Annotated in this window: 21 protein-coding genes; 12 read left to right on the plus strand and 9 right to left on the minus strand. The window is 61.0% G+C overall.

The genetic code is table 11. The features are described from left to right. Positions 1 to 37 precede the first annotated feature (37 nt). From ACZ5ZH_RS08640 to ACZ5ZH_RS08655, 4 genes are all read left to right on the plus strand, one after another. Positions 38 to 676 carry a PepSY-associated TM helix domain-containing protein gene (locus ACZ5ZH_RS08640; protein WP_464771238.1) on the plus strand — a complete coding sequence of 213 codons (639 nt, stop codon included), beginning with the start codon at positions 38 to 40 and terminating at the stop codon, positions 674 to 676. Positions 677 to 695: 19 nt separating this feature from the next. Beyond that, complete coding sequence (locus ACZ5ZH_RS08645; RefSeq protein ID WP_464771239.1) at positions 696 to 1,220, plus strand: DUF2271 domain-containing protein; 525 nt, start codon at positions 696 to 698, stop codon at positions 1,218 to 1,220. Positions 1,221 to 1,230: 10 nt separating this feature from the next. Further along, entirely contained in the window at positions 1,231 to 2,070 is an 840-nt protein-coding gene (locus tag ACZ5ZH_RS08650; RefSeq protein ID WP_464771240.1) for a DUF4198 domain-containing protein, read from the plus strand. A gap of 98 nt (positions 2,071 to 2,168) precedes the next feature. Continuing rightward, positions 2,169 to 3,041, plus strand: coding sequence for an FAD:protein FMN transferase (locus ACZ5ZH_RS08655; protein WP_464772619.1), 873 nt, complete (start codon positions 2,169 to 2,171; stop codon positions 3,039 to 3,041). A 14-nt stretch (positions 3,042 to 3,055) separates the two neighbouring features. Here the strand turns inward: ACZ5ZH_RS08655 and ACZ5ZH_RS08660 are convergent, their stop codons facing one another. The 9 genes from ACZ5ZH_RS08660 to ACZ5ZH_RS08700 form a co-directional block, all read right to left on the minus strand. Continuing rightward, complete coding sequence (locus ACZ5ZH_RS08660; RefSeq protein WP_464771241.1) at positions 3,056 to 3,739, minus strand: Fe2+-dependent dioxygenase; 684 nt, start codon at positions 3,737 to 3,739, stop codon at positions 3,056 to 3,058. 27 nt (positions 3,740 to 3,766) lie between these two features. Beyond that, on the minus strand, positions 3,767 to 4,534 hold the full coding sequence (locus ACZ5ZH_RS08665; RefSeq protein ID WP_464771242.1) for an energy transducer TonB: 768 nt from the start codon (positions 4,532 to 4,534) through the stop codon (positions 3,767 to 3,769). A gap of 173 nt (positions 4,535 to 4,707) precedes the next feature. Further along, complete coding sequence (locus ACZ5ZH_RS08670; protein WP_464771243.1) at positions 4,708 to 7,140, minus strand: TonB-dependent receptor; 2,433 nt, start codon at positions 7,138 to 7,140, stop codon at positions 4,708 to 4,710. A gap of 69 nt (positions 7,141 to 7,209) precedes the next feature. After that, positions 7,210 to 7,503, minus strand: coding sequence for a ribbon-helix-helix domain-containing protein (locus ACZ5ZH_RS08675; RefSeq protein WP_460986604.1), 294 nt, complete (start codon positions 7,501 to 7,503; stop codon positions 7,210 to 7,212). Next, entirely contained in the window at positions 7,503 to 8,225 is a 723-nt protein-coding gene (gene phbB, locus ACZ5ZH_RS08680) for an acetoacetyl-CoA reductase (protein WP_464771244.1), read from the minus strand. Before phbB ends, ACZ5ZH_RS08675 begins: the two co-directional genes overlap by 1 nt. Next, entirely contained in the window at positions 8,170 to 9,225 is a 1,056-nt protein-coding gene (gene hemH / locus ACZ5ZH_RS08685; RefSeq protein ID WP_464772620.1) for a ferrochelatase, read from the minus strand. Before hemH ends, phbB begins: the two co-directional genes overlap by 56 nt. Positions 9,226 to 9,233: 8 nt before the next feature. Next, entirely contained in the window at positions 9,234 to 11,510 is a 2,277-nt protein-coding gene (locus ACZ5ZH_RS08690; protein WP_464771245.1) for a molybdopterin cofactor-binding domain-containing protein, read from the minus strand. A 39-nt stretch (positions 11,511 to 11,549) separates the two neighbouring features. Next, positions 11,550 to 11,984, minus strand: coding sequence for a CoA-binding protein (locus ACZ5ZH_RS08695; protein ID WP_449474029.1), 435 nt, complete (start codon positions 11,982 to 11,984; stop codon positions 11,550 to 11,552). 66 nt (positions 11,985 to 12,050) lie between these two features. Beyond that, a complete protein-coding gene (locus tag ACZ5ZH_RS08700) occupies positions 12,051 to 13,010 on the minus strand; it encodes an Mrp/NBP35 family ATP-binding protein (RefSeq protein WP_464771246.1) in 960 nt (319 codons plus the stop codon). Positions 13,011 to 13,083: 73 nt separating this feature from the next. On the opposite strand from ACZ5ZH_RS08700, the gene hflK reads away from it, so the two are divergent. The 8 genes from hflK to ACZ5ZH_RS08740 all read left to right on the plus strand — a co-directional run bounded on the left by hflK (position 13,084) and on the right by ACZ5ZH_RS08740 (position 22,567). Next, a complete protein-coding gene (hflK, locus tag ACZ5ZH_RS08705; RefSeq protein WP_449474032.1) occupies positions 13,084 to 14,211 on the plus strand; it encodes an FtsH protease activity modulator HflK in 1,128 nt (375 codons plus the stop codon). Further along, positions 14,211 to 15,062, plus strand: a complete 852-nt coding sequence (gene hflC / locus ACZ5ZH_RS08710; RefSeq protein ID WP_196224459.1) for a protease modulator HflC — start codon at positions 14,211 to 14,213, stop codon at positions 15,060 to 15,062. Before hflK ends, hflC begins: the two co-directional genes overlap by 1 nt. A 136-nt stretch (positions 15,063 to 15,198) precedes the next feature. Next, a complete protein-coding gene (locus ACZ5ZH_RS08715; protein WP_449474036.1) occupies positions 15,199 to 16,710 on the plus strand; it encodes a Do family serine endopeptidase in 1,512 nt (503 codons plus the stop codon). Positions 16,711 to 16,833: 123 nt separating this feature from the next. Further along, the gene (locus ACZ5ZH_RS08720) at positions 16,834 to 18,465 is read left to right on the plus strand and encodes a helicase HerA-like domain-containing protein (protein ID WP_464771248.1); all 1,632 of its coding nucleotides are present in this window, start codon (positions 16,834 to 16,836) and stop codon (positions 18,463 to 18,465) included. A 25-nt stretch (positions 18,466 to 18,490) separates the two neighbouring features. Continuing rightward, complete coding sequence (locus ACZ5ZH_RS08725; RefSeq protein WP_464771249.1) at positions 18,491 to 18,895, plus strand: hypothetical protein; 405 nt, start codon at positions 18,491 to 18,493, stop codon at positions 18,893 to 18,895. A gap of 106 nt (positions 18,896 to 19,001) precedes the next feature. Beyond that, complete coding sequence (locus ACZ5ZH_RS08730; RefSeq protein ID WP_464771250.1) at positions 19,002 to 20,306, plus strand: MFS transporter; 1,305 nt, start codon at positions 19,002 to 19,004, stop codon at positions 20,304 to 20,306. Beyond that, on the plus strand, positions 20,303 to 21,232 hold the full coding sequence (cysK, locus tag ACZ5ZH_RS08735; protein ID WP_449474042.1) for a cysteine synthase A: 930 nt from the start codon (positions 20,303 to 20,305) through the stop codon (positions 21,230 to 21,232). Before ACZ5ZH_RS08730 ends, cysK begins: the two co-directional genes overlap by 4 nt. Before the next feature lie 18 nt (positions 21,233 to 21,250). Continuing rightward, on the plus strand, positions 21,251 to 22,567 hold the full coding sequence (locus tag ACZ5ZH_RS08740) for a cell wall hydrolase (RefSeq protein ID WP_464771251.1): 1,317 nt from the start codon (positions 21,251 to 21,253) through the stop codon (positions 22,565 to 22,567). Positions 22,568 to 22,700 lie beyond the last annotated feature (133 nt).

The raw sequence follows: 22,700 nt of genomic DNA on the forward strand, positions 1-22,700 counted from the left end.
TATCCGGTCCACCTCATCATCAGGACCGACCCTCCCAATGCACGCCCCTGCCCGTCTCCAGCCCAAGAAAAAGAAGAAGACCTTCTGGCTGAAGCAACTGCATAGCTGGCACTGGATCAGTTCCGCGATCAGCCTGATCGGCCTCCTGCTTTTCGCCTTCACCGGCATCACCCTCAACCACGCCGCCGATGTCGAAGCCTCACCGCAAACCATCGAAAAGTCCGCGACCCTTCCCCCGCCGCTCCTGAAACAAGTCGCTCCCGACAATCGCCCCGACAGCAAAAAGCCGCTCCCCGCGCCCATCGCCACCTGGGTCGAAAAGGAAATCGGCACTCGCGCAGCGGGCGCGGCGGAATGGTCCGCCGACGAAATCTACCTCGCCCTCCCCCGCCCCGGCGGCGACGGCTGGGTCTCCATCGACCGGCAGAGCGGCGCAGTGACCAGCGAAAGCACCAGCCGCGGCTGGATCAGCTATTTGAACGACCTCCACAAGGGCCGGAACACCGGCACCGTCTGGAAATGGTTCATCGACATCTTCGCCGTCGCTTGTTTCGTTTTCGCAATGACCGGCCTCCTCCTCCTACAGCTCCACGCCGCCAAGCGCCCCAGCACCTGGCCCATCGTCGGAGCAGGCCTCATCATCCCAACCGTTTTAATTCTCCTTTTCCTTCATTAATTCAGGGGACCAGCAGCACATGCAAAGCCGCTACAAACTCATCCTCGGCAGCAGCGCCGCCTTCGGCGCGGCAGCAATCCCCGCCACCGCCCAGACGCTCAACGTCAACGTCACCATCCCGCGCCTCTCCGTCGCGGAATATCACCGTCCCTACGTCGCCATCTGGCTGGAAAAGGAAGGCGCCACTCCCCGCACCCTGTCGGTCTGGTATGATGTCGACAAGGCGAAGGGCGAAGGCACCAAATGGCTCCGCGATGTGCGCCAATGGTGGCGCGTCTCCGGCCGATCGCTGAAAGTCCCCGCCGACGGCATCACCGGAGCAACCCGCGCTCCGGGTGACCAGAAGCTCGCCTTCACGCCAGGCAAAGGCCCGCTCGGGCAACTCGCACCCGGCAACTACACGCTGGTCGTAGAGGCGGCGCGCGAAGTCGGCGGCCGCGAACTGCTACGCTTGCCTTTTAGCTGGCCAGCAAAGCCAGGCACCGTGGTCCGCGCAAAGGGCAACAATGAATTGGGGCAGGTCAGCCTCAGCGTCAGCAAATAAGGGGACTGTCATGAAAGCCAAATATCTGATCGCAGCAACCCTCGCCGCGCTGATGACCACCAGCGCTGCCCAGGCCCACCGCCAGTGGATGCTCCCGTCCTCGACAACCCTGTCCGGAACGGACAGCTGGGTCACCGTTGACGCGGCGGTCTCAAACGACCTCTTCTACTTCGAACATATGCCCATGCGTACCGACACGGTTGCAGTGACGCAGCCCGATGGCTCGGCTGGCCAAATAGAAAACGCCGCGACCGGCAAGTATCGCTCCACCTTCGATGTTCACCTGACGCAGCCCGGCACATACCGCGTCGCCAGCGTCTCGACCGGAATCATGGGCAGCTACACCCTCAACGGCGAAGTAAAGCGCCTGCCCCGGGGCACGACCAAGGAGAAATTGGCCGAAGCAATCCCGGCCGGAGCCACCAACGTCCAGACGGTCGAAGCCACCAACCGAAACGAGATTTTCCTGACACTGGGCGCGCCTACCACTACCATATTCAAGCCGACCGGCGTTGGCATCGAATTGGTGCCCTTCACGCATCCGAATGATTTGGTGGCAGGCGAAGCGGCGACCTTCCAGTTTCTCCTCGATGGAAAGCCCGCTGCGGATCTCAAGGTAACGATAATCCCCGGCGGTATTCGCTACCGTGACACCTTAGGCCAGCAGGATCTGGTCACCGGCAAGGACGGAAAAGTTTCGATCAGCTGGCCGCAGCCTGGCATGTACTGGCTGAACGCCACAGTCGGTGGAAATCGCGAAGGCGGCGAAGGCGCTCAGGCGACGTCGCCCGCTACTCCGGCACCACGCCGCGCATCCTATGTCACCACCTTGGAAGTGCTGGCCCCCTGACCGGCGTTCGCATCGCCATTCCTGACATGCCGCCCCCGCAGCTCCCGTCGGCTCAGCGGGGCGGATCGGGATACATTACAGAGCTTTCCGGACCGACCATGGGCACAAGCTGGTCGGCCCGGATCGTCGATGCTCCACCCGGTTGCGCGAGCGCAATTGATGACGCACTTTCTCGCGTCATCGCCCAGATGAGCAACTGGGAAGCACATTCCGACATCAGCCGCTTCAATGCACTGCCGATCGGGACTTGGGCAACGCTTCCCTCCGATATGATGACGGTGCTAAAAGCCGGGTTGACCATGGCTCGCCTATCCGGCGGCGCATTTGACCCGGCAATTGGACAGATGGTCGAACGCTGGGGTTTCGGCCCGTCGGGCATAACAGGCCCGGAAATAGTGCCCGCGCATCCTGCACCCTGGACCATGGTCGAGATCACGGATCAGAGCGCCCGCCGCCTTGCTGACGTGAAGCTGGACTTTTCTGGCATAGCAAAGGGTTTCGCAGTCGATGCGGTTTCAGAAGCTCTCCGCGATCTGGGCGCTCGCCATTTTCTGGTCGAGATCGGCGGGGAATTGCGTGGCGATGGCTTCAAGCCCGATCATCAGCCCTGGTGGGTTGATGTAGAGGCGCCGCCGGGTCTCGCGGTGCCTACCCTCCGCATCGCCTTGTGCGGCCTGTCTGTAGCTACTTCGGGCGATTATGTGCGCTTCCAGACCAAGGACGGCGCGAACCTGTCTCACAGCATCGATCCGACAACCGGCAGACCCATCACCAATGATGTCGCGTCGGTTACAGTCCTGCACGAAAGCACGATGCTGGCAGATGCCTGGGCGACTGCAATCACGATCTTGGGGCATGAGAGCGGCATGGCGCTGGCGACGCGTCATGATATTGCCGCACGCCTCATTCTCCGCACCGACGACGGCGCCAAGGAATATATGACGCCCGCTCTAGCCTCCATGCTCGATTAGGCCAGCCAGCCGTTTCAGGCGTCTGCCCACCGCCGTAGCAGATTGTGATAGACGCCCGTCAAGCGGATCACCTGGGCATTGTCATGGCCAAGATCGACCGCCAGAGCCTGTATGCTGCTGTCCAGGTCGAACATCATCTGACGCGCAGCATCGTCCCGAACCATCGACTGCAACCAGAAAAAGCTGGCGATCCGTCGCCCGCGCGTCACCGGCTCGACACGATGAAGCGACGAGGAAGGGTATAAAACCGCATGGCCCGCCGGTAGCTTCACCCGCTGCACACCGAAATTCGTCTCGACGGTCAATTCGCCGCCATCATAGCTTTGCGGGTCTTCCAGAAAGACGGTCATCGAGAGGTCGGATCGTATCCTGAGCCCCGTGCCTGCCTGCACCCGGACGGCATTATCCACATGTACGCCGAACGCCTGTCCGCCTTCATAACTGTTGAACAGCGGCGGGAATATCTTGAGCGGGAGTGCAGCAGCGATAAGTAGTGGCGAGCGCCCCAATGCTTCCAAAATGATTTGCCCCGCCTGCCGCGCCTCGGGCGAGTCCTCGGGAAGCTGCATGTTGCGCTTGGCAAGTGCCGACTGATGACCTGAGGTCACATTGCCATCGATCCATTGCGCAGCGTCGATGAGCGTCCGGACGCGCTGCACAGTGGCAGGATCGAGCAAGTCGGGGATAACTGTCAGCATGTCGGAAACTCTATCAGCGCCTCTTGTTCAAGTCTCTGCGCTACGTAGGACGAAGGGGATTTCAACGACGCCCTTAACCCGCACCGGCTGGCCGTCCCGGACCATCGGCTTCCACCGCCAGCTTCGCACCGCTTCGCGCGCCGCAGCGTCCAGACGGGGAAAGCCGCTGCTCTGTGCTATAGTCAGGCTTTCCACAGCCCCATCGACGCCCAGCGTCAGGGACAGAATGACAGTTCCCTGCTCACGCTTGCGACGGCTTTCGATCGGATAGCGCGGCGGCTTACCCGCCACCATCTGCGTCGCCAGGTCGCCCCCCTGAACGGTACTCGGCGAGGCAGGAACCGTCGGCGCGGCAAGCACAGGCGCCCGGATTACAACAGGTGTTGGAGGAACCGGGACTGGAGAAGGATCAGGCGTAGTAGCGATCGGCACCGGCGGAACTGGCACTTGAACCAGCGGCGGAGGCGCCACTAACGGAGGCGCAGATGGCGGAGGCGGTGGCGTCTCCGCAGCGGGCGGCGGTGGAGGCGGCATCAAGTTCACGACCGACAGGCGGGCTTCGCGGACGTGCTGAATATGTTGTCGGGCGTGAATGAGCGCGAAGATCAAAACACCGTGAATGAGGATGATGAGCAAGATCGTGGGCAAATTGATCTGGCGTCGTTCACCATAGCGCGAAGCATCGGCTGCCGGAACCTCCGGCACCTGGCTGCTGGGAGATGGTGTCGGGCTAAGTGGCGGAGAAACGGAAGATGCAGCATCATCTGCAATGTACCGTTCCGCTGCATCGAACATGCCACTTTCCCTTTCACGGCGTTTCCCCGCAGAACAGGCACATAACGCCGGTCCTAATGCGAATCAATCGCACCCCTCTTATTTCTTCAGCAACGGGCGGATGGCGATCCGAGGAGGAGTGCATCGCCATCCGCCTTTCCCCCGGCAAGGGACGATGCCGGGGGAGGTGGTCATTAGAAAGTGTAGTTCAGGCTCAGCACTGCGGATCGGGTCGCTGCGGGCTGCGCCCAGCTGCCGTTCACATTGTTGCGCACAGTCGTCACATACTTCTCGTTGGTGAAGTTCTGGACGTTGAGCTGCGCCTTAAGATTTTCGGTGATCGGGTAGTTCGCCATGAACCGATGGATGGTGTAGCTCGGCACATGATAGCCGACATAGTTGCCTGCCACGAGCTGCGCCAGCGTCGGCTGGTTCAGCAGAAACTTACCCTGGTAGGTTATGCCGTAACCCAGTTCCAGACCGAAGCCGAAGCGATAGGTGGTGAACAGGCTGCCTGAATGCTTGGGAGTATTCGTAAGCGAATAGCCACGAGTGGGATCAAGGAAATCGGCGTTGTTGGCGCAATTGCCTGCCGTCGTGCTGGTCGATCCCGGATTATCGAGGCAGAAGTTGGACACGCCCTGCCGGATCTTGCTCTTCAGATACATGTAGTTGGCGGAAATCGTCCAGTTGCTGGTGATATTGCCCGATGCGCCCAACGAAATGCCTTCGACCCGCTGGTGACCATCGGTCGCCTGATCGGGAAGGAGTACATTTCCCGACACCACCTTGATCTGGTTACGATCGTTGCGGAAGGCCGCAGCGGTCAGCAGCAGTTTGGCGTCGAACAGGTCAGCCTTTACGCCGATCTCGTAGTTCTTGGTCGTTTCCGGCTTCACGTTGCAGGTCCCGCCGCCGGTGCCCGTGTCGATGGCGCAGGAGCCGTCAACCGACGCCTTCGAAGGCAGCTTCGAATTGCCATAGGCGACATAGAGGCTGGTGTTGGACGTGGGCTTCACGACCAGACCAACCCGATAGGACAAGAGGTTATCGTCAAATTTCGCCGGGGCCGATACGCCGGTCGGGTTACCCAGGGTGGCAGAACCAGCAACCGTATCGAAGCTAACGTTCTTGCTGCTTCCCTTCACCTTCTCATAACGGATACCGCCGTTGAGTTCGAGCCAGTCTGTGAACTTCATCGCATCGAACAGATAGGCCGCGTAACTCGTCTGCTCACCCAACGCCCTCGTCGCCCGGATGAAGTTGATGGGGCCGACATAGTTGTTGCTGCCATAGACGAAGCCTGCCGGACCCTGCACCACTTCACCGGGGTTGGAGATGCTGACGAGCGGATAGGAGGTCGCGAACGGGTTTGTGCCATCGGCCGCACGCAGGCTGTTTCCGGCAAGCTGGTTATATTTTTCCCACAATGCAGACGCGCCGAGGACCAGCGTGTGTTCAATCCCGCCCGTCGCGAAATCTGCGCTGAGATCAATCTGGTTATAGGCGGTTTCGTTGTTGATGAAGCGCGTATTGCCTCGCCCGTTGCCGCGGTTTGGCATGAAATAGCCGGGGGCGACCGTTGCCGCACAAGCGGATCCATCAGGTTGTACGCCCGAAGACAGGCAGAAGTCACCTGTCGGCTGGCTGGTGATGGTATTCTGGCTGATCTTTTCATATCGCGTCAGGTTACGCACCTTCAAGCTGTCGCTGAACGCATGGCTGAAGATCGCCTGCAACGACTTGGTCTTGCTGTCCTGCTTGTCAATATTGGCAAAGCCATAATAGCCCGAGCGGTCAAACTCATCCAAGATGCCACCCTGCGCCGGATAATAGCGCAGCCCATATTGCGGCATCGCATCGTCATCCAGATACTCGCCCTGCAAGGTCAGGCTGGTCGGACTGTCGATGCCGATCGTGATCGCAGGCGCGATGCCCCAGCGCTTGTAATTTTCGACGTCGCGGCCAGGCACGTCATTTTCATGATACACCGCATTGATGCGCACGGCGATCAGGTCGTTGATGCGCTTGTTCGCATCCACCGTCGCACGGTAATAATTGTCGGTGCCGATCCCCGCGTTCAGGATCGTCTGGTCATCCGCCAGCGGCCGCTTGGTCACGAGGTTAATCGTACCCGCAACCGAACCGCCGCCGTTCATCACGGAGTTCGCTCCGTTGGTAACTTCGACTTGCTCGATATTATAGACTTCGTTGCGGTTCAGGAATGCGCCCGATCGGACGCCATCGACGGTAACGTCGTTCTTCGCGTCCTGGCCGCGCAGGATGATGCGGTCGCCATAACCGAAACCGCCCTCGCCAGCACCGAAGGTGATGCCTGGCACGGTCGATAACACGTCACGCAAGGTGAGCAGATTCTGCTGCTGGATCGTTTCCTTGTTGATCACTGTGATCGTCTGCGGCGTGTCCAGCAATGGGCGCACATATTTGGGGGACTCCGCGCGTTCGACCTTGATCTCCGAAGCATCGATTGCAGTGTCCGTCACAGTCATCCCGCCAAGCTTGGGTGCGGGTGTACCGTCTTGCGCGTGGGCGGCCGAAGCAAAGGCAATTGCGCTCACGCAGCCAAGCGCCAGGAAGGACGGGATCGATTTGGAACTGCTGGACATCAAACGAAAACCCCTTTTCTCACTAATCGTCAGGGGGTCAGCTATTGCGAATTGTTCGCAGAGTCAACGCTATTGCGAATAATTATTATCGCCGGTCAGCGCATTAGCGAAGAGCCAGCATCGTATGGCGCTGGCCAAATTAGGCGGGCTGGGAGCCGCCAGCCGCGCAAGATCGATCTGCGCGATCAAGGCATTGAGAGGCAAGCTCTCTCGCACAGCGACCGTGCGGAGAGCCTGCCAGAATATGGGTTCAAGACTGATTGCGGTCTGATGCCCCGCGATCGTCACACTCCGCTTGACGGGAGGCGAGAAGGGCGACCCGGTTGGCGGCGCCGCGCCTTCACTGTGGTCGCCCTGCGCCATCAATACATATGCTGCCCGCCGTTGATGGACATCGTGCTCCCCGTGACGAAGCCCGCCTCTTCGCTGCACAAAAAGGCTACGCCGCGTGCGATCTCTTCGGCCTGGCCAAGGCGGCCGACCGGGATCTTGGCAACTATCTTCTCCAGAACCGGAGCAGGCACTGCCGCCACCATGTCGGTGTCGATATAGCCCGGCGCGATCGCGTTGACGGTAACGCCGAACTTCGCCCCTTCCTGCGCCAGCGCCTTGGTAAAGCCATGGATGCCGGACTTGGCGGCGGCATAGTTTACCTGCCCATATTGGCCAGCCTGACCGTTGATGGAACCGATATTGACGATCCGCCCCCATGCTCTTTCCCGCATGCCCCCGAAGGTCGCCTTGGCCATGTTGAAACAACCGCCAAGGTTGATGCGCATCACCTCATTCCAGTCGTCGAAGCTCATCTTGGCAAGCACGCCGTCGCGGGTGATGCCCGCGTTATTGACGACGATATCGACGGGCCCCAGCCTTTCGGTGACCGCTGCACAACCGTCCAGACAAGCCTGATGATCTCCCACATCCCAGCGGAAGGCTTCAATGCCTGTCCTCTCCGTGAAGTCCCGCGCCTTTTCATCGTTTCCGGCATAATTGGCCGCGACTTTGCAGCCTAGTTGCTTGAGCGCGAGGCTAATCGCTTCCCCGATGCCGCGTGTTCCGCCCGTTACGATGGCAACTCTGTCCATAATCCCCTCCATGTTGAACTGGACGAAACGCTTCCTGAACCCAACCAGCCAGTTCGCGGCCGATCAGTTCGCAGTAAAGAATGATAGCTTCTGGCGATGCGTTCAAACAGCGCAAATGGGTGAACGCCTGGCCTCCAGCCGCCAAAAATTCTTCCTGCCCCCGGATAGCGATTTCCTCCAACGTCTCCAGACAATCGGCCGAAAAACCGGGGGTAAGCACAGCAACGGATCGAACGCCCTGCCCGGGAAGCTCCCGCAACGTCTCATCCGTTGCTGGACCGAGCCATTTCGCTCGCCCGAATCGTGATTGGAACGACAGCCTCACTTCCCTGCCAAGCGCTTCCTGCAGCAAACTAGCGGTGGCACGGCACTGATCATAATAGGGATCACCCAAATCGCGCGTTCGTTCAGGCATTCCATGGAAGCTGGCCACGAGCAGATCCGGTTTGAAGTCCAGTTCAGCCAGTTGGCTTTCGGTCGAACTGCGTAGCGCCTCGATATAGGCTGCTTCCGCAAAATATGGAGGCAATGTGCGGATGGCTGGCTGGGCTCGCAGGCCCGCCAAAGTGGCATAGCAGGCGTCCAGAGCGGTAGCAGTCGTCGCCGCGCAATATTGCGGGTAAAGCGGAGCCAGCAGGACGCGGTCACATCCAGCGGCGATCATCGCATTCAGCCGTTCGGCGATGGACGGTGATCCATAGCGCATGGCCCAATCCACCCTAACCTCCGGCCCGGTAATTTTCTGGAGTGCGGCAGCAGTTTCACAAGTATAAACGGCGAGCGGCGAACCCTTGTCCATCCACACTTCCCGGTAAGCCTTCGCGGACTTGGCCGGGCGCGTAAGAAGGATCGGGCCGCGTAATATCGGCTGCCACAGAAGCTGAGGGATTTCCACCACCCGCGGGTCGGACAGAAACTCACCCAGATAACGCCGCACGGACGCCGCGTCCGGTGCGTCGGGCGTACCGAGATTGATGATAAGGACGCCGATATTTTCCATATTCAATGTCATGTCCGCGCCAAAATAGGCAGCTGGCGGAATCGCTGCCCTTTAACTGTAAAAAGAGCGTTCGCTATGGCCGGAGCAATCGCAGGCGCCCCAATCTCGCTGAGCCCGGCGGGGGGTGCAGTGCTTCGGATCAGTTCCACCGTGACCTCACCTATATCCTGCAACTGAGGAAGGCCCATGCGGGAGATGATCGAGCGCGTGGGCATTCCCTTCGCATAAGGCACCGAAGCACCCATTGCGGAAGCCAGGCCATAAATGATGCCGCTTTCCACTTGTTGACGTGCGATGTCCGGATTGACCTGCTCCCCGCCATCTACCGCAGCGATGATCCGCCCAACCTTGAGCCGACCACCCTCGATCGCTGCCTCGACCATGACGGCGATATAAGCGCCGTCTATGACATGCGCCGCCAGACCTTGACCGCTCCCCTCGATACCTCCCTGCCATCCCCCCATCGATCCGACGGTCGTCAGGCAATGAGCCAGTCGCGGGTTGCCGCCCAGCATCTGAATGCGGAAAGAGAGCGCCTCCATCCCGGCAAGATGAGCCAGTTCATCAATGAAGCTTTCCGTAAAGAAGGCGCCATGAAGATGAGCATTGCCGCGTGCAAAGCCTAGCGGCAGTCCAACATCGGCGGGGAAATGATCGACCGCCCAATTCGGCAACGCATATGGCAGTTCCATCCCCGCCACAGCGAGACGGCTGGATGCGTTGGCAGTGTCACGGCTCGCTTCATGCGGCAATTTGCGATCGGCGATGCGATTCCATGTCTGGGTCATGGCACAAGGAGCCGCCACTTTCGCAAGCCATCCTTCAATCGCGCCGTTGCGGCCGAGCTTGGCCGCCATACGGGCATGGGCGGGAGCACTGGGACGATCCTGGATCACATCTTCCAGCCTTGACCAGAGCAGTTGGACGGGCCGCCCAACGTCTTTCGCTATCGACGCAGCCTGGATACCCACTTCAAAATCCATCTTCCGGCCGAAAGAGCCCCCGGCATGCAGGGGGTATAGCACCACCTGCTGCTCAGGCAGATCGAGAGCATCCGCTATCGCGCTACGCGCGAGTGCAGGTGCTTGCGCAGGCATCCATATCTCGGCGAGACCGTCGGTAACACGCGCGGTCGCGCAAGGAGGCTCCAGCGCCAGATGCAACCCCGGAGCAACGGTAAACTCGCTGGCCAGGATGGTGGCGTTATCGAAAAGCGGCTTGAGATCGCCACGCGAATACAGCCGCCGACCATCCGATCCCGAAAAGGCCCCTTCAAGCGAAGCATCAATGCTGGCGCTGCTCACCGGCGTGCTCGATAATTCAAAAACCGGATCGCTAAGATCAAGCGCCTTGTTGGCGGCCCACCAGTTGGTTGCGACAGCGGCCACCCACCGTTCGGTGCGCACCAGCTTGATAAAGCCGGTGACGGACTTTGCAGCCTGCTCGTTCACCCTTGTGAGCACGGCATCGCCGATCGGCCCCTGCCGGATGGAAGCGAAAACCATGTCCGGCAGCCGGACATCAGCAGCGAAATTATGGCTGCCATCAATCTTCGAAGGCGTGTCGAGGCGCGGCAAATCCTGCCCGAAGAGCCGGTCAACCTGATCTTGGCGGAACGGCAATATCTCGGGCAGTTCGAATTCCGCTGCTTCGGCGGCGACCTCGCCGATCTTCAATGTGCGCTGGCCACCATCAGAAATGATGCCGTTCTGGATGTCGCAACTTTCCCATGACACGTCCCAGCGCGCCGCAGCGGCCTGACACAAGAGCACGCGCGCGGCGGCGCCTGCTTCCTTATAGGCTTTGTGGAACATTGGCACTGACGTCCCAGCGCCAGTCAGCATCAAAGCACGCCGCGTCGCATACTGCTCGATCGCCCAATTGCCGGCGCCACCCGCCAGCCTCGACCAGTCGCTCGCAAGCCACTCGCTGGCTAGCAACGTGTTTGCATAGAGCGGACTGATGGGCGCGCTTTGCACACCCACGGTGCGCCAGTCCGCACCCAGTTCATCCGCCAGTATCTGTGGCAGCAGTGTCGTCACGCCCTGCCCCGTCTCGGCTTGCGGCACGACCACGAGTACCCTGCCTGCCTTATCGATCTTCAGAAAGGCATTGAAGACGGTTTCGCCGGGCGCGGTATTCAGATTTGGGCGGTAGCTGCGCGGCCATGCGCCCCAGGCCAGCAGCAGGCCAGCCGACGCTCCAGCGCCTACTAAAAGCGTACGCCGATCAAGCCCCCTTGCCGTGCCTTTATGATTTGCCTGCCTCCGCAGTGCGCGCGTCATGAGGACGTTGATAAAGAGGCTTGCGGCAGCTGGAAAGCGCTAAAACGCGTGGACCTGCGGGATATTGAAACGGGGAATGTCGATGGCGGGGCAGCGATCCATGACGACCTTCAATCCGGCAGCCTCCGCGCGCCGAGCGGCCGCCTCATCAATTACCCCCAACTGCATCCACACCGCCTTGGCCCCTGCGGCGATCGCATCGTCCACAGCCTGCCCCGCTACTTCACTGCGACGGAAGATATCCACCATGTCGATTGGAACGCCGATGTCGGCAAGCCGCGCCCAGACAAACTCCCCATGCACATGCTCTCCCGCAATCTGCGGATTGACCGGCAACACGCGATAACCATGGTCCTGCAGGAATTTCATGACGCCATAGCTTGGACGGCCGGGTCGATCAGAGATGCCAACCAAAGCGATGGTCCGCGTTTCCCTTAAAAGGTCGGCAATTTCCTGCGGCAACGTCAGCGGCATGTCCTTGGTTCCTTCTCGGCCATCCTAAAGACGCGGGATGCGATGAACCGTTCCCAAACGCCGCCTTTAGCCCCGTAACCAGGCCGCCACTTTGCTGGCGATTGCAAGGAAAGCCTCGCCAGAGGCATCTTCCGTCGCTGCTGGAGGGTCGCCCGCGTCCGACCGGCGCCGAATGTCTATCGCCAAAGGAATACGCCCGAGGAAGGGCATGCCCATGGCTGAGCCAGCCGCTTCCGCCCCACCCGCGCCGAAAGGATCGGATATCTCACCGCAATGCGGACAGCTATACCCGGCCATATTCTCCACCAGCCCGATCAAGGGCACCTGCGTCTGCTCGAAAAGGCTGACCGCGCGCGTGGCATCGAGCAAAGCCAGGTCTTGAGGCGTCGATACGATCACCGCTCCCGCAGGCTTATGCTTTTGCACCATCGAAAGTTGCACATCCCCGGTCCCCGGCGGCATGTCCACGACCAGCACCTCAGTCTCGCCCCAATCGGCATCGATCAGCTGCGAAAGCGCATTGCCCGCCATAGGCCCGCGCCAGGCCAGCGCCTTGCCGGGTTCGACCAGGTGCGCCATCGACAGCATCGGAATGCCTAATGGGCTTTCGACGGGGATCAAATGCTTGTCGCGCGCTTGGGGCTTTTTATCTTCGCTGGCCATTAGCCTGGCCTGCGACGGTCCGTAAATATCGGCGTCCACCAGACCTACCGCAAAACCCATTCGTTTGAGGCCAACGGCAAGATTTGCCGAGAGGGTGGATTTGCCCACTCCGCCCTTGCCGGATGCAACGGCAATGATGCGGAGAGCCTTTCTTTCTGCTGTCATGGCGATCCGCACATCCTGCACACCTGCCACCGACAGCCCTCCTTCCCTGATCGCCGCAGCGACGGCATCCCGCCGTTCGGGGGAAAGGCCGCCGACATCCAGCGCCAGGCTCATGATTCCATCCTTGATCCGGGGCGTGCTGGCGCGGCCATCGGTCAAGGTCTTCAGGCGGGCGGCGAAACTCTCAAGATCGGTCATGACAGCGCCTCCTAGGCAATAATCGTTGCGAAGGGCACTGTTTTTCGCGACCCACCCTTCCTATAGAGACGGAATGAAGAGATTTTTCGGGTGGATGCCTGGCATCGCTAGCGCAATGGTCCAAGGCCCTTGGGGCGGCAAAAGCGACGGCCCGGGTGGCGATGAAGGTCCGGGCAAGGGAAGCGATGGCGGCCCCCGGAATCCTTGGACGCAACCGGGGAAGGCCCCGGGCGGCAAGGGGCCTTCCGCGATTGAAGAACTGCTGCGCCGCAGCCGGGAAAGTTTCGGCCAGGGCGGCGGCGGCGGGTTTGGCAACCTCCCGCCTCGACCAACCGGAAAGACGCTTTGGCCCGCTGCAGTCGGCATCCTCATCTTGCTGTGGCTCGTGCTCACTTGCTTTCACCGCGTCGGCCCGCAGGAGCGCGGTGTCGTGACGCTGCTCGGCAAATATAGCCGGACCTTGTCGCCGGGGATCAGCTTGACGCTGCCCGCGCCCTTCGAGAATGTAACTACGGTCGATGTGGAGGAAATCCGGGCCATTGATATCGGTTCACCCAGCGCCCAGAGCGAAAATCTGGTACTGACCGGCGACCAGAATATCATCGACCTTGCTTACTCGGTTCGCTGGAATATCCGCAGTCCTGAGCTTTATCTGTTCCAGCTGTCCGACCCTGACGCAACGGTTAGGGAAGTCGCCGAAAGCGCCATGCGATCGGTTGTCGCCAGCGCCAGCCTGGACGACGCGCTGGGTGCTGGGCGCACTGAAATCGAGCAGCAGGTCGAACAGCGGATGCAGGCGATATTGGACGGATACAGGTCCGGTATCCGTGTCCAGGGCGTCGCGATCAAGCAGGCCGATCCGCCGACTGCGGTCAACGACGCGTTCAAGGCGGTTTCTGCGGCGCAGCAGACGGCCCAAACATATCTGAACGAAGCGCGTGCCGCCGCGCAGCAGGTTACCGCCAAGGCCCAAGGCGAGGCTGCGGCGTTCGACAAGGTGTATGAGCAATATAGGCTGTCGCCCGACGTGACGCGCCGCCGCATGTATTACGAAACCATGGAGGGCGTCCTGTCCAACGTCGATAAGACGATCGTCGAAAGCGGCAATGTCACCCCGTTCCTGCCGCTACCGGAATTGAAGCGGCGCGCGCAGGGAGCGTCCGCTTCTTCCGGCTCCGCCGCTGCGGAAGGGGGCCAATAATGCCGACGCTTATCCGCCATCCCGTCGCTTTGGCGCTATCCGTCATAGCTCTGCTGCTGCTTATCGGCAGCACCGTTGCCATCGTGCCCGAAACCAAGCAGGGCGTGATCGTGCGCTTTGGCGATCCGAAGAAGATCGTGAACCGCTATCGTGCCAACGAAGAGTTCGGCAAGACCGGCGCGGGCGTAATATTGCGCTGGCCGTTCATCGATCAGATCGTCTGGATCGACAAGCGCGTCCTGTCGGTCGAAATGGAAAGGCAGCAGGTGCTGTCGACGGATCAGCTTCGGTTGCAGGTCGATGCCTTCGCCCGTTATCGGATCGTCGATCCTTTGCGCATGTATATTGCGGCAGGGAATGAGGAGCGCGTTTCCGATGCCCTGCGGCCGATCCTGGGTTCGGCGCTTCGAAATGAGCTTGGCAAACGTCCTTTCGCTGCGTTGCTGTCGCCCGAGCGCGGTCAGGTCATGGACAATATTGAGGCCGGTCTCAATCGCGTGGCACGTCAATATGGGGCGCAGATCGTCGATGTACGGATCAAGCGGGCAGACCTGCCCGACGGCGCTCCGCTGGAAAGCGCTTTCACCCGGATGCGAACCGCCCGTGAGCAGGAAGCGCTGACGATCAGGGCTCAGGGCGCGAAGCAGGCGCAGATCATCCGCGCCGAAGCCGATGCGAATGCGGCGCGCATTTATTCGGAAAGCTTTGGCAAAGACCCGCAATTCTACGATTTCTATCGGGCGATGCAGGCCTACAGGCTGACCTTTGCGCCCGATCGGCCGGGCTCGACGACGATGGTGCTGTCGCGCGACAATGAGTTCCTGAAACAGTTTCAAGGCAAGGATCGATAACCGTAAAGTGCGGAAGAGGGTTGTAGATCATTTCGGAACCAGCTTCATTCAATGAGGGTTAAGGCTTGGCGGCGCATCCGACTCTACCCAGAGTCCCGCCTTTCCTTCGCCAAAGTTCACGAGAGGACCGTCACGAGTGCGTTACGCTTATGCCCTTACCGGCGCCCTGCTGCTTGGTGGCACCGCCATCGCCGTAACCTCCAGCCCGAATGTCGGCGCGCAAGTCGCGCAAAATGAGGGCATGCAGGCCGCCGCGCCCGCAGGTGCCCCTGCCAGTCTGGCTGACATGGTCGAAAAGTTGCAGCCCGCCGTCGTCAATATATCCACCCGACAGCGCGTCCAGGTTCAAAACCCATTCGCTGGCACGCCCTTTGGCGATCTGTTCGGCCAGGGCCAGAGCGGCAAGCCGCAGACCCGCCAGGCCCAATCTCTCGGTTCGGGTTTCATCATCTCGGCTGATGGCTATATCGTCACCAACAATCACGTGGTGTCCGCGGGCGCCGAAGGCGCGTCGGTGGATGCGATCACGGTTACCCTCACCAATCGCGAGGAATATTCGGCGAAGCTGATCGGCCGTGACCCGGCGACCGACATCGCGGTGCTGAAGATAGAGCCGAAAAAGGCGTTGCCGTTCGTCAAGTTCGGCGACAGCACGAAAGCGCGCGTCGGTGACTGGGTCATCGCCATCGGCAACCCGTTCGCCTTGTCCGGCACTGTCACGGCGGGGATCATCTCCGCGGTCCATCGCGGCACCGGCGGCACCTATGACAAGTTCATCCAGACCGACGCGTCGATCAATCAGGGCAATAGCGGCGGCCCGATGTTCGACATGCGCGGCAATGTGATTGGTATCAACAGCCAGATCCTTTCACCCTCTGGCGGCAACGTTGGCATCGGCTTTGCGATTCCGTCCGAACAGGCGGCGCCGATTGTTGACACGCTGCGGAGAGGGCAGAGCGTCAAGCGCGGTTATCTGGGGATCCAGATCAGTCCGCTGGGCGAAGACCTCGCCGATTCCCTGGGTCTTGCGAAAAATCGCGGTGAATTCGTTCAGGGCGTGGAACCGGGCAAGGGCGCCGACCGCGCCGGTATCAAGGCGGGCGACGTCATCGTCAGCGTGGCTGGGCAGGAAGTGACGCCGGACCAGAACCTGTCATCCATCGTTGCATCGCAGCCGATTGGCTCCCGCGTGTCGATCGTTCTGCTCCGCAATGGTCAACGTCAGACCGTAACTGCCATCGTCGGCCAGCGTCCGTCAGAGGATGAACTCAATAGCTTCGCCCAGCAGCAAGATGATGACTTCAATCAACAGCAGGATGACCAATCTAGCGGCGGACAGGCGACGCAGCAGTCGTTGGGCATTTCGGCCATTCCGCTCACGCCCAACATCGTTCGCCAGTTGGGCATTGCGGCGGATACGCGTGGAATCGTGATCACGGCGGTGGATTCTTCTACTGACGCCGGAGCAAAGGGCCTGCGCCGGGGCGATGTGATTATCACCGCCAACAACCGGCCCGTGGCTAGCCAGGCAGAGCTGGACGCAGCCGTGCGTCAGGTGTCGTCGCAAGGACGCAACGCCATCCTGTTGCAGGTTCTACGTCGCGGCCAGCCTGCCGTATTCTTGCCTGTGCGCCTGCGGGACAAATAACCCGGCAACAGCGCATCGGACGACCATAGCGGGTCGCGCTTGCCGGAAGTCCTGTCTCGCCTTTAAGGTGGTGAGACAGGACTTCCGACGGGCGCGGCCCGCCGCTTTTGGGGAGCATGACACATGAGCGACGGCATTTTCATCGGTCTTGGCGCGGCGGACAAGGATGGCGGCATTCCACAGACGCTCAACCTGCGCCGGGCCAATCGTCATGGACTGATTGCAGGCGCTACCGGAACTGGCAAAACAGTAACGCTACAAGGTATCGCCGAAAGCTTTTCCGCACTGGGTGTCCCGGTGTTTCTTGCCGACGTGAAGGGTGATCTGTCGGGCATCGCGATGGCTGGTTCACCGACCGCTAAAAACGCCGACAAGCTGGTCGCTCGCGCAAAGGAGATCGGCCTCGAAAATTATAGCTATGCCGACAATCCAGCGATCTTCTGGGACCTGTATGGCGAGCAGGGGCATCCGATCCGCACCACGGTCAGCGAAATGGGGCCACTGTTGCTGGCCCGGCTCATGGGCCTGAACGAAACCCAGGAGGGTGTACTCTCCATCGCGTTCAGATATGCCGATGATGAAGGGCTGTTGCTACTTGATCTCGGCGACCTCCAATCCATGCTGGCCTATTGCGCAGAAAATGCCGACGAACTGTCCAGCCGCTATGGCAATGTGACCAAGGCGAGCGTCGGCACCATCCAACGCCAGTTGCTGCAATTGGACAGTCAGGGCGGCGGCCATTTCTTTGGGGAACCGGCGCTCGACATTCACGACTTCCTGAAAGTGGATGATCAAGGGCGCGGCTATGTCAACATTCTGGTCGCCGACAAACTGATGCAGAGCCCCAAGCTCTACGCGACCTTCCTGCTCTGGCTCCTGAGCGAGCTTTTCGAGACGCTTCCCGAGGTCGGAGACCCGGAAAAGCCTGTTCTGGTCTTCTTCTTTGACGAAGCGCATTTGCTTTTTGACGACGCTCCCAAGGCCCTGACGGACAAGATCGAGCAGGTCGTCCGACTGATCCGTTCCAAGGGCGTGGGCGTCTATTTCGTGACCCAGAACCCGATCGACATTCCCGAAGACGTGGCAGGACAACTCGGCAACCGCGTTCAGCATGCACTGCGCGCGTTCACCCCGCGTGATCAAAAGGCCATAAAGGCCGCAGCCGAGACATTCCGCGTCAATCCGGACTTGGACGTTGAAACGGCGATTACGGAATTGAAAGTCGGCGAAGCGCTAGTCTCGCTGCTTCAGGAGGATGGCTCGCCCGGCATCGTCCAGCGCACCCTGATCGCCCCGCCCCGTTCACGTTTGGGGCCGGTAGACGCAAAGGAACGGGCGATCATTCAATCCATCTCCCCTTGCGCGGGCAAATATGATGACGCGATCGATCGCGAGTCCGCTGAGGAGATATTGGCCGCCCGCGGTCAAGCCGCCGCTGCTGCCTCGCAGGCCGCCAAGGCGAATGCCGAAGCAGAAAAGGCCGCCGCCGTGCAAGCAAAATTGGAGGCCAAACAGCGGGAAGCCGAACTCAAGGAGCAGGCAAGGCGCGACGCGGCCTCCGCGCGTGAGGCGGCCAAGCCTTCAGCCCTCGACCGAGCCGTTCAGTCAGCCACCCGTTCGGCTGCCTCTTCGGTCGGGCGGCAGGTTGCCAATGAGCTCGGCCGGGCGGTATTTGGAGGAACCAGCCGCCGCTCCTCGTCAGGCGGCTTGGCGGGACAACTTGTGCGCGGCATATTGGGTAGCCTTTTCAAATAAAGGCCAACCGCAGAGGAGGCATGATATGCATATCGGTAACATGGCTATTTGCGCCATCAGCCTGACAATTACCTTGCCTGCCCACGCGCAGGATTATCGCGATCTGCACCGTGCGGCCGATGCAGCAATTGTCAGCGATATCGTTCGTGACCGGCAGGAGGAACGTGACGCGAGGCGGCAACCTTATGCCTCTCCTCGATATGGCTCCATCCATAGCGCAGCCGCAGCGCGCAATGCCTGCGCGGCCAAGGCCCGTCAGGAAGCAGGTCCGGGTGCACGCATATTGGGTCGCGTCGAAGCGAGATCCATGTCGACTGGATGGGAGGTCGAAGGAGCGGTCGGCACGGCTGATGACCGCCGGTCTGTTCCCTTTATCTGCTCGGTTCGCAATGGGTCGGTGAGTGGGATCCTGCTGGACCCCGACCGCTAAAATAACGAGGGGGGACGAAAGCGAGAGTTTCGCGGCTGCAAAAACTGCTTTTGCCATTCTCTACCGCTGTAATTGCGTAATGCGGTGCAGGCGGTAAGGAAATCATATGAAGGCCCCCGCCGACTCCCGTCACCCGCTGCGCTTCGGCGATTTCCGCGCCTATCTGATGGGGCGGCTGGCGGGCGTATTGGCCCAATATGGCATGATGACCGTGCTTGGGTGGCAGGCGTACAATATCGCACGCGAAAGCATGAGCACGTCGGGCGCCGCCGCTCAGCTCGGCCTGATCGGGTTGGCGCAGTTCGTGCCTCTTTTCTTTCTGACCCCGCTTACCGGTTGGGTCGCGGACCATTTCGACCGTCGCGCCATTGCGCGCCTGACCTTGGCACTGCTCATGGCGGCGTCGGGGCTACTGGCTTTTGCAACCTACGAAGGCTGGGTGAGCCTGCCCCTGATTTTCGGCATCGCCGGCGTGGTGGGAATTACGCGCGCGTTCAATGGGCCTGCCTACAGCGCCTTGGCGCCCAACCTAGTGCCGCGCGACGTGCTGCCCAATGCGATCGCGCTGTCCAGTGTTGCATGGCAGGCAGGGATGATCATCGGTCCCGCGTTAGGTGGTTATGTCTACGCCATGACGCCCTGGGGCGCTTATGCTCTTACATCGCTACTGTTCGCGATTGCCCTTTGGGGCATGTTGCTGATCGGTCCCGTCAAACAGCCGCCGCGCGACACGAGCCGTCACCCGGTCCGGCAGATGCTTGACGGCTGGACTTATGTGCGATCGAACCGGCTCGTGCTGGCCACCATCACTCTGGACCTGTTCGCGGTGCTGCTGGCAGGAGCGACGGCGCTGCTGCCAGTCTATGCACGTGACATATTGAAGGTTGGATCGGCGGGACTGGGGCATCTGGCCGCGTCTCCCGCTATCGGAGCAGCCATCGTCGCGCTTTTCTTCTCCTTTCGACCCATGCGATCAGAGGTCGGGTTGAAGATGCTGGGCGCGGTCATAATCTTTGGCCTGTCCACGATCCTTTTCGGCGCCACTGCCTTCATTCCTCGCAATATTGCGATGGAGATCGGCATCGGCGCGCTGGTGCTGCTGGGCGCTGCGGACATGGTGTCTGTTTACGTGCGCCAGTCGCTGATCCAGCTTCACACGCCCGATGCGATGCGGGGCCGGGTATCCAGCCTGTCACAACTCACCATCTCGGCGTCGAACGAATTGGGGGAGGCCGAGTCAGGCTTCCTCGCCGCGCTGGTTGGCCCCGTTGCGGCCGTGATTGGCGGCGGGATAGGCGCTATAGTCATCACAATTTTATGGGCGCGGCTCTTTCCCGAATTGCGCCTTGCACGTACCTTTGACCCACCCGACTTAAGGGAGGCCGAGATTAGCCAGGAGAAGGCCAAATGAAAGCTGCCAATATTCTCGAAACCATCGGCAACACGCCGCATATTCAGGTGAGCCGCCTGTTTGCAGACGCGCCTGAGGGCACCGAAGTCTGGATCAAATCGGAACGCTCCAACCCGGGCGGATCGATCAAGGACCGTATCGCGCTTGCGATGATCGAGGCCGCCGAGGAGTCGGGCGATCTGAAACCCGGCGGAACCATCATCGAGCCTACTTCTGGCAATACGGGCGTTGGCCTGGCCATGGTCGCGGCGGTGAAGGGGTACAAGCTCATCCTCGTCATGCCGGAAAGCATGTCGGTGGAGCGGCGCCGGTTGATGCTGGCTTATGGCGCATCCTTTGACCTGACCCCGCGCGAGAAGGGCATGAAGGGCGCAATTGAACGCGCGCTGGAATTGATCGAGCAAACGCCCAATTCCTGGATGCCGCAACAGTTTGAAAATGCCGCGAATATCGATGTGCATGTTCGCACGACCGCGCAGGAGATCGCGACTGATTTCGCCGACAGCCCGCTTGACGTTCTAATTACTGGAGTCGGCACGGGCGGTCACATCACGGGTGTTGCCGAGGTACTCAAAAAGCTGTGGCCCAACCTCAAGGTCTATGCAGTGGAGCCTACCCTCTCACCAGTGATCAGCGGTGGGCAGCCGGGTCCCCATCCCATTCAGGGTATCGGCGCTGGCTTCATCCCCGCAAACCTGCACACGCAGTTGCTGGACGGCGTGATCCAGGTCGACCCGGCCGATGCCAAGGAATATGCCCGCCGCGCGGCGCGAGAGGAAGGCATGCTTGTCGGCATCTCGTCCGGCGCAACACTGGCCGCGATTGCGCAGAAGCTGAAGGAGCTTCCGTCCGGCAGCCGCGTTCTGGGCTTCAACTATGATACTGGTGAACGCTATCTGTCGGTGCCTGACTTCCTGCCCGAATAGGACGGCGCAGGGTCAGGGATGATCGACGCTTCTACCAGCAGCCAGCCACATCGCGCGATGTGGCTGATCTGGCTCCTGCTGTTCGCCGGTTTGCCTGCGCTGGTCGCGCGGTGGGATGCACGGGCGCCTGCTGCCGGTGCGGCACGGGCGGCACTGGTTCAGCGCGCGCTGATGAAGCGGCCGACCACAGCGGCACCCGTTGTGCAGCCGGTGGAGCTTTATACGCTGGATCAGGATCAGGCGCGGGCGTTCAACGGGGCTGTGCCTTTCTCGCGGCTCCCCAATCCGGCAGCGCGGCCGTTTGTGTTCACTGGCTCGGAAAGCGACCTGGCGCGGGCCACGGACTGCCTGGCGGCCGCGCAGCTTTACGAAGCGGGCGATGACGCGGTGGGCGAACGCGCGGTGGCGCAGGTGGTGTTGAACCGGGTTCGGCACCCCGCTTTCCCCAAAACGGTGTGCGGGGTCGTGTTTCAGGGACAGGAACGATCGACCGGCTGTCAGTTCACTTTCACCTGCGATGGCGCGCTGGCGCGGACGCCGGGGGAAGAGGCATGGAACAGAGCGCGGGACATCGCGAAGGCAGCGTTGGCGGGCAAGGTGTTCAAGCCGGTCGGCTATGCCACCCATTATCATACAGATTGGGTGGTGCCCTATTGGAGCGGGAGCCTGGACAAGATTACGGCGGTGGGGACGCACCTTTTCTTCCGCTGGCGGGGATGGTGGGGAACGCCGCCTGCTTTCCGGTTGGCGCGGGAAAGTGTGGAGCCGATAATTGCGCGGATCGCCCGACTGTCGATGGCGCATCAGGACGGGGACAGCGAGGGGTCGGGCGTTCTGGCGCCGGGTGGGAGCAGTCTGGCGGCTTTGACGGCCAAGCCGCAGGAGGCGATCGGCGCGGACTCGCTGGGGCGGATAATGGGCGGCGTGAGGTTGATCGCGATCGCGCCGGGAGCGCGGAGCTTTCTGGTGGAACTTGGCAAGGGGACGGCGCCCGACAACTGGCCGGTGATGGCGCAGACTTTCTGCGCGGGGCGGCCGGAGTGTCGGATTATGGCTTGGCGGGCGGGGAGCGCTCCGAGTGGGTTTCCGCTGTCGGGCGATCAGATGGAAAGCATGAGCTTTGCCTATATTCACAATAGCGGGACGGGATTGCAGCGGGCCTTGTGGAATTGTGGGCAGACGGCGCGGGAGAACAAGGGAGAATGCATGCGGCAGCGGGTGCCGGTGGAGCAGGTGAATGTTCCGCCGCCGATGAACGGAGTGCGGCGGAAGGAGCGGTTTGAGACGGTGACGATCGTGCCGCCGGTCAAAGTCATGAATGAAATGGCGAATTAAACGCGTTTTCGTGGGTTTCCTATTTTTCCTATTTTTGGGAGGGGCCTTCCCTGCTCTCCCTCCGGCGGTGGCGTGGGGATTGGGGGCCGCCTTTCCTCCTACGCACCTGACAAGCGGGACGCATGACCGGCTG

It is taken from the genome of Sphingobium sp. TomMM7A, from assembly GCF_055397305.1.

Bases quoted from the DNA above. Each gene is read 5' to 3' on its own strand.
- ACZ5ZH_RS08640 (WP_464771238.1), top strand. From the start codon at position 38: ATGCACGCCCCTGCCCGTCTCCAGCCCAAGAAAAAGAAGAAGACCTTC.
- ACZ5ZH_RS08645 (WP_464771239.1), top strand. From the start codon at position 696: ATGCAAAGCCGCTACAAACTCATCCTCGGCAGCAGCGCCGCCTTCGGC.
- ACZ5ZH_RS08650 (WP_464771240.1), top strand. From the start codon at position 1,231: ATGAAAGCCAAATATCTGATCGCAGCAACCCTCGCCGCGCTGATGACC.
- ACZ5ZH_RS08655 (WP_464772619.1), top strand. From the start codon at position 2,169: ATGGGCACAAGCTGGTCGGCCCGGATCGTCGATGCTCCACCCGGTTGC.
- ACZ5ZH_RS08660 (WP_464771241.1), bottom strand. From the start codon at position 3,739: ATGCTGACAGTTATCCCCGACTTGCTCGATCCTGCCACTGTGCAGCGC.
- ACZ5ZH_RS08665 (WP_464771242.1), bottom strand. From the start codon at position 4,534: ATGTTCGATGCAGCGGAACGGTACATTGCAGATGATGCTGCATCTTCC.
- ACZ5ZH_RS08670 (WP_464771243.1), bottom strand. From the start codon at position 7,140: ATGTCCAGCAGTTCCAAATCGATCCCGTCCTTCCTGGCGCTTGGCTGC.
- ACZ5ZH_RS08675 (WP_460986604.1), bottom strand. From the start codon at position 7,503: ATGGCGCAGGGCGACCACAGTGAAGGCGCGGCGCCGCCAACCGGGTCG.
- phbB (WP_464771244.1), bottom strand. From the start codon at position 8,225: ATGGACAGAGTTGCCATCGTAACGGGCGGAACACGCGGCATCGGGGAA.
- hemH (WP_464772620.1), bottom strand. From the start codon at position 9,225: ATGGAAAATATCGGCGTCCTTATCATCAATCTCGGTACGCCCGACGCA.
- ACZ5ZH_RS08690 (WP_464771245.1), bottom strand. From the start codon at position 11,510: ATGACGCGCGCACTGCGGAGGCAGGCAAATCATAAAGGCACGGCAAGG.
- ACZ5ZH_RS08695 (WP_449474029.1), bottom strand. From the start codon at position 11,984: ATGCCGCTGACGTTGCCGCAGGAAATTGCCGACCTTTTAAGGGAAACG.
- ACZ5ZH_RS08700 (WP_464771246.1), bottom strand. From the start codon at position 13,010: ATGACCGATCTTGAGAGTTTCGCCGCCCGCCTGAAGACCTTGACCGAT.
- hflK (WP_449474032.1), top strand. From the start codon at position 13,084: ATGAAGAGATTTTTCGGGTGGATGCCTGGCATCGCTAGCGCAATGGTC.
- hflC (WP_196224459.1), top strand. From the start codon at position 14,211: ATGCCGACGCTTATCCGCCATCCCGTCGCTTTGGCGCTATCCGTCATA.
- ACZ5ZH_RS08720 (WP_464771248.1), top strand. From the start codon at position 16,834: ATGAGCGACGGCATTTTCATCGGTCTTGGCGCGGCGGACAAGGATGGC.
- ACZ5ZH_RS08725 (WP_464771249.1), top strand. From the start codon at position 18,491: ATGCATATCGGTAACATGGCTATTTGCGCCATCAGCCTGACAATTACC.
- ACZ5ZH_RS08730 (WP_464771250.1), top strand. From the start codon at position 19,002: ATGAAGGCCCCCGCCGACTCCCGTCACCCGCTGCGCTTCGGCGATTTC.
- cysK (WP_449474042.1), top strand. From the start codon at position 20,303: ATGAAAGCTGCCAATATTCTCGAAACCATCGGCAACACGCCGCATATT.
- ACZ5ZH_RS08740 (WP_464771251.1), top strand. From the start codon at position 21,251: ATGATCGACGCTTCTACCAGCAGCCAGCCACATCGCGCGATGTGGCTG.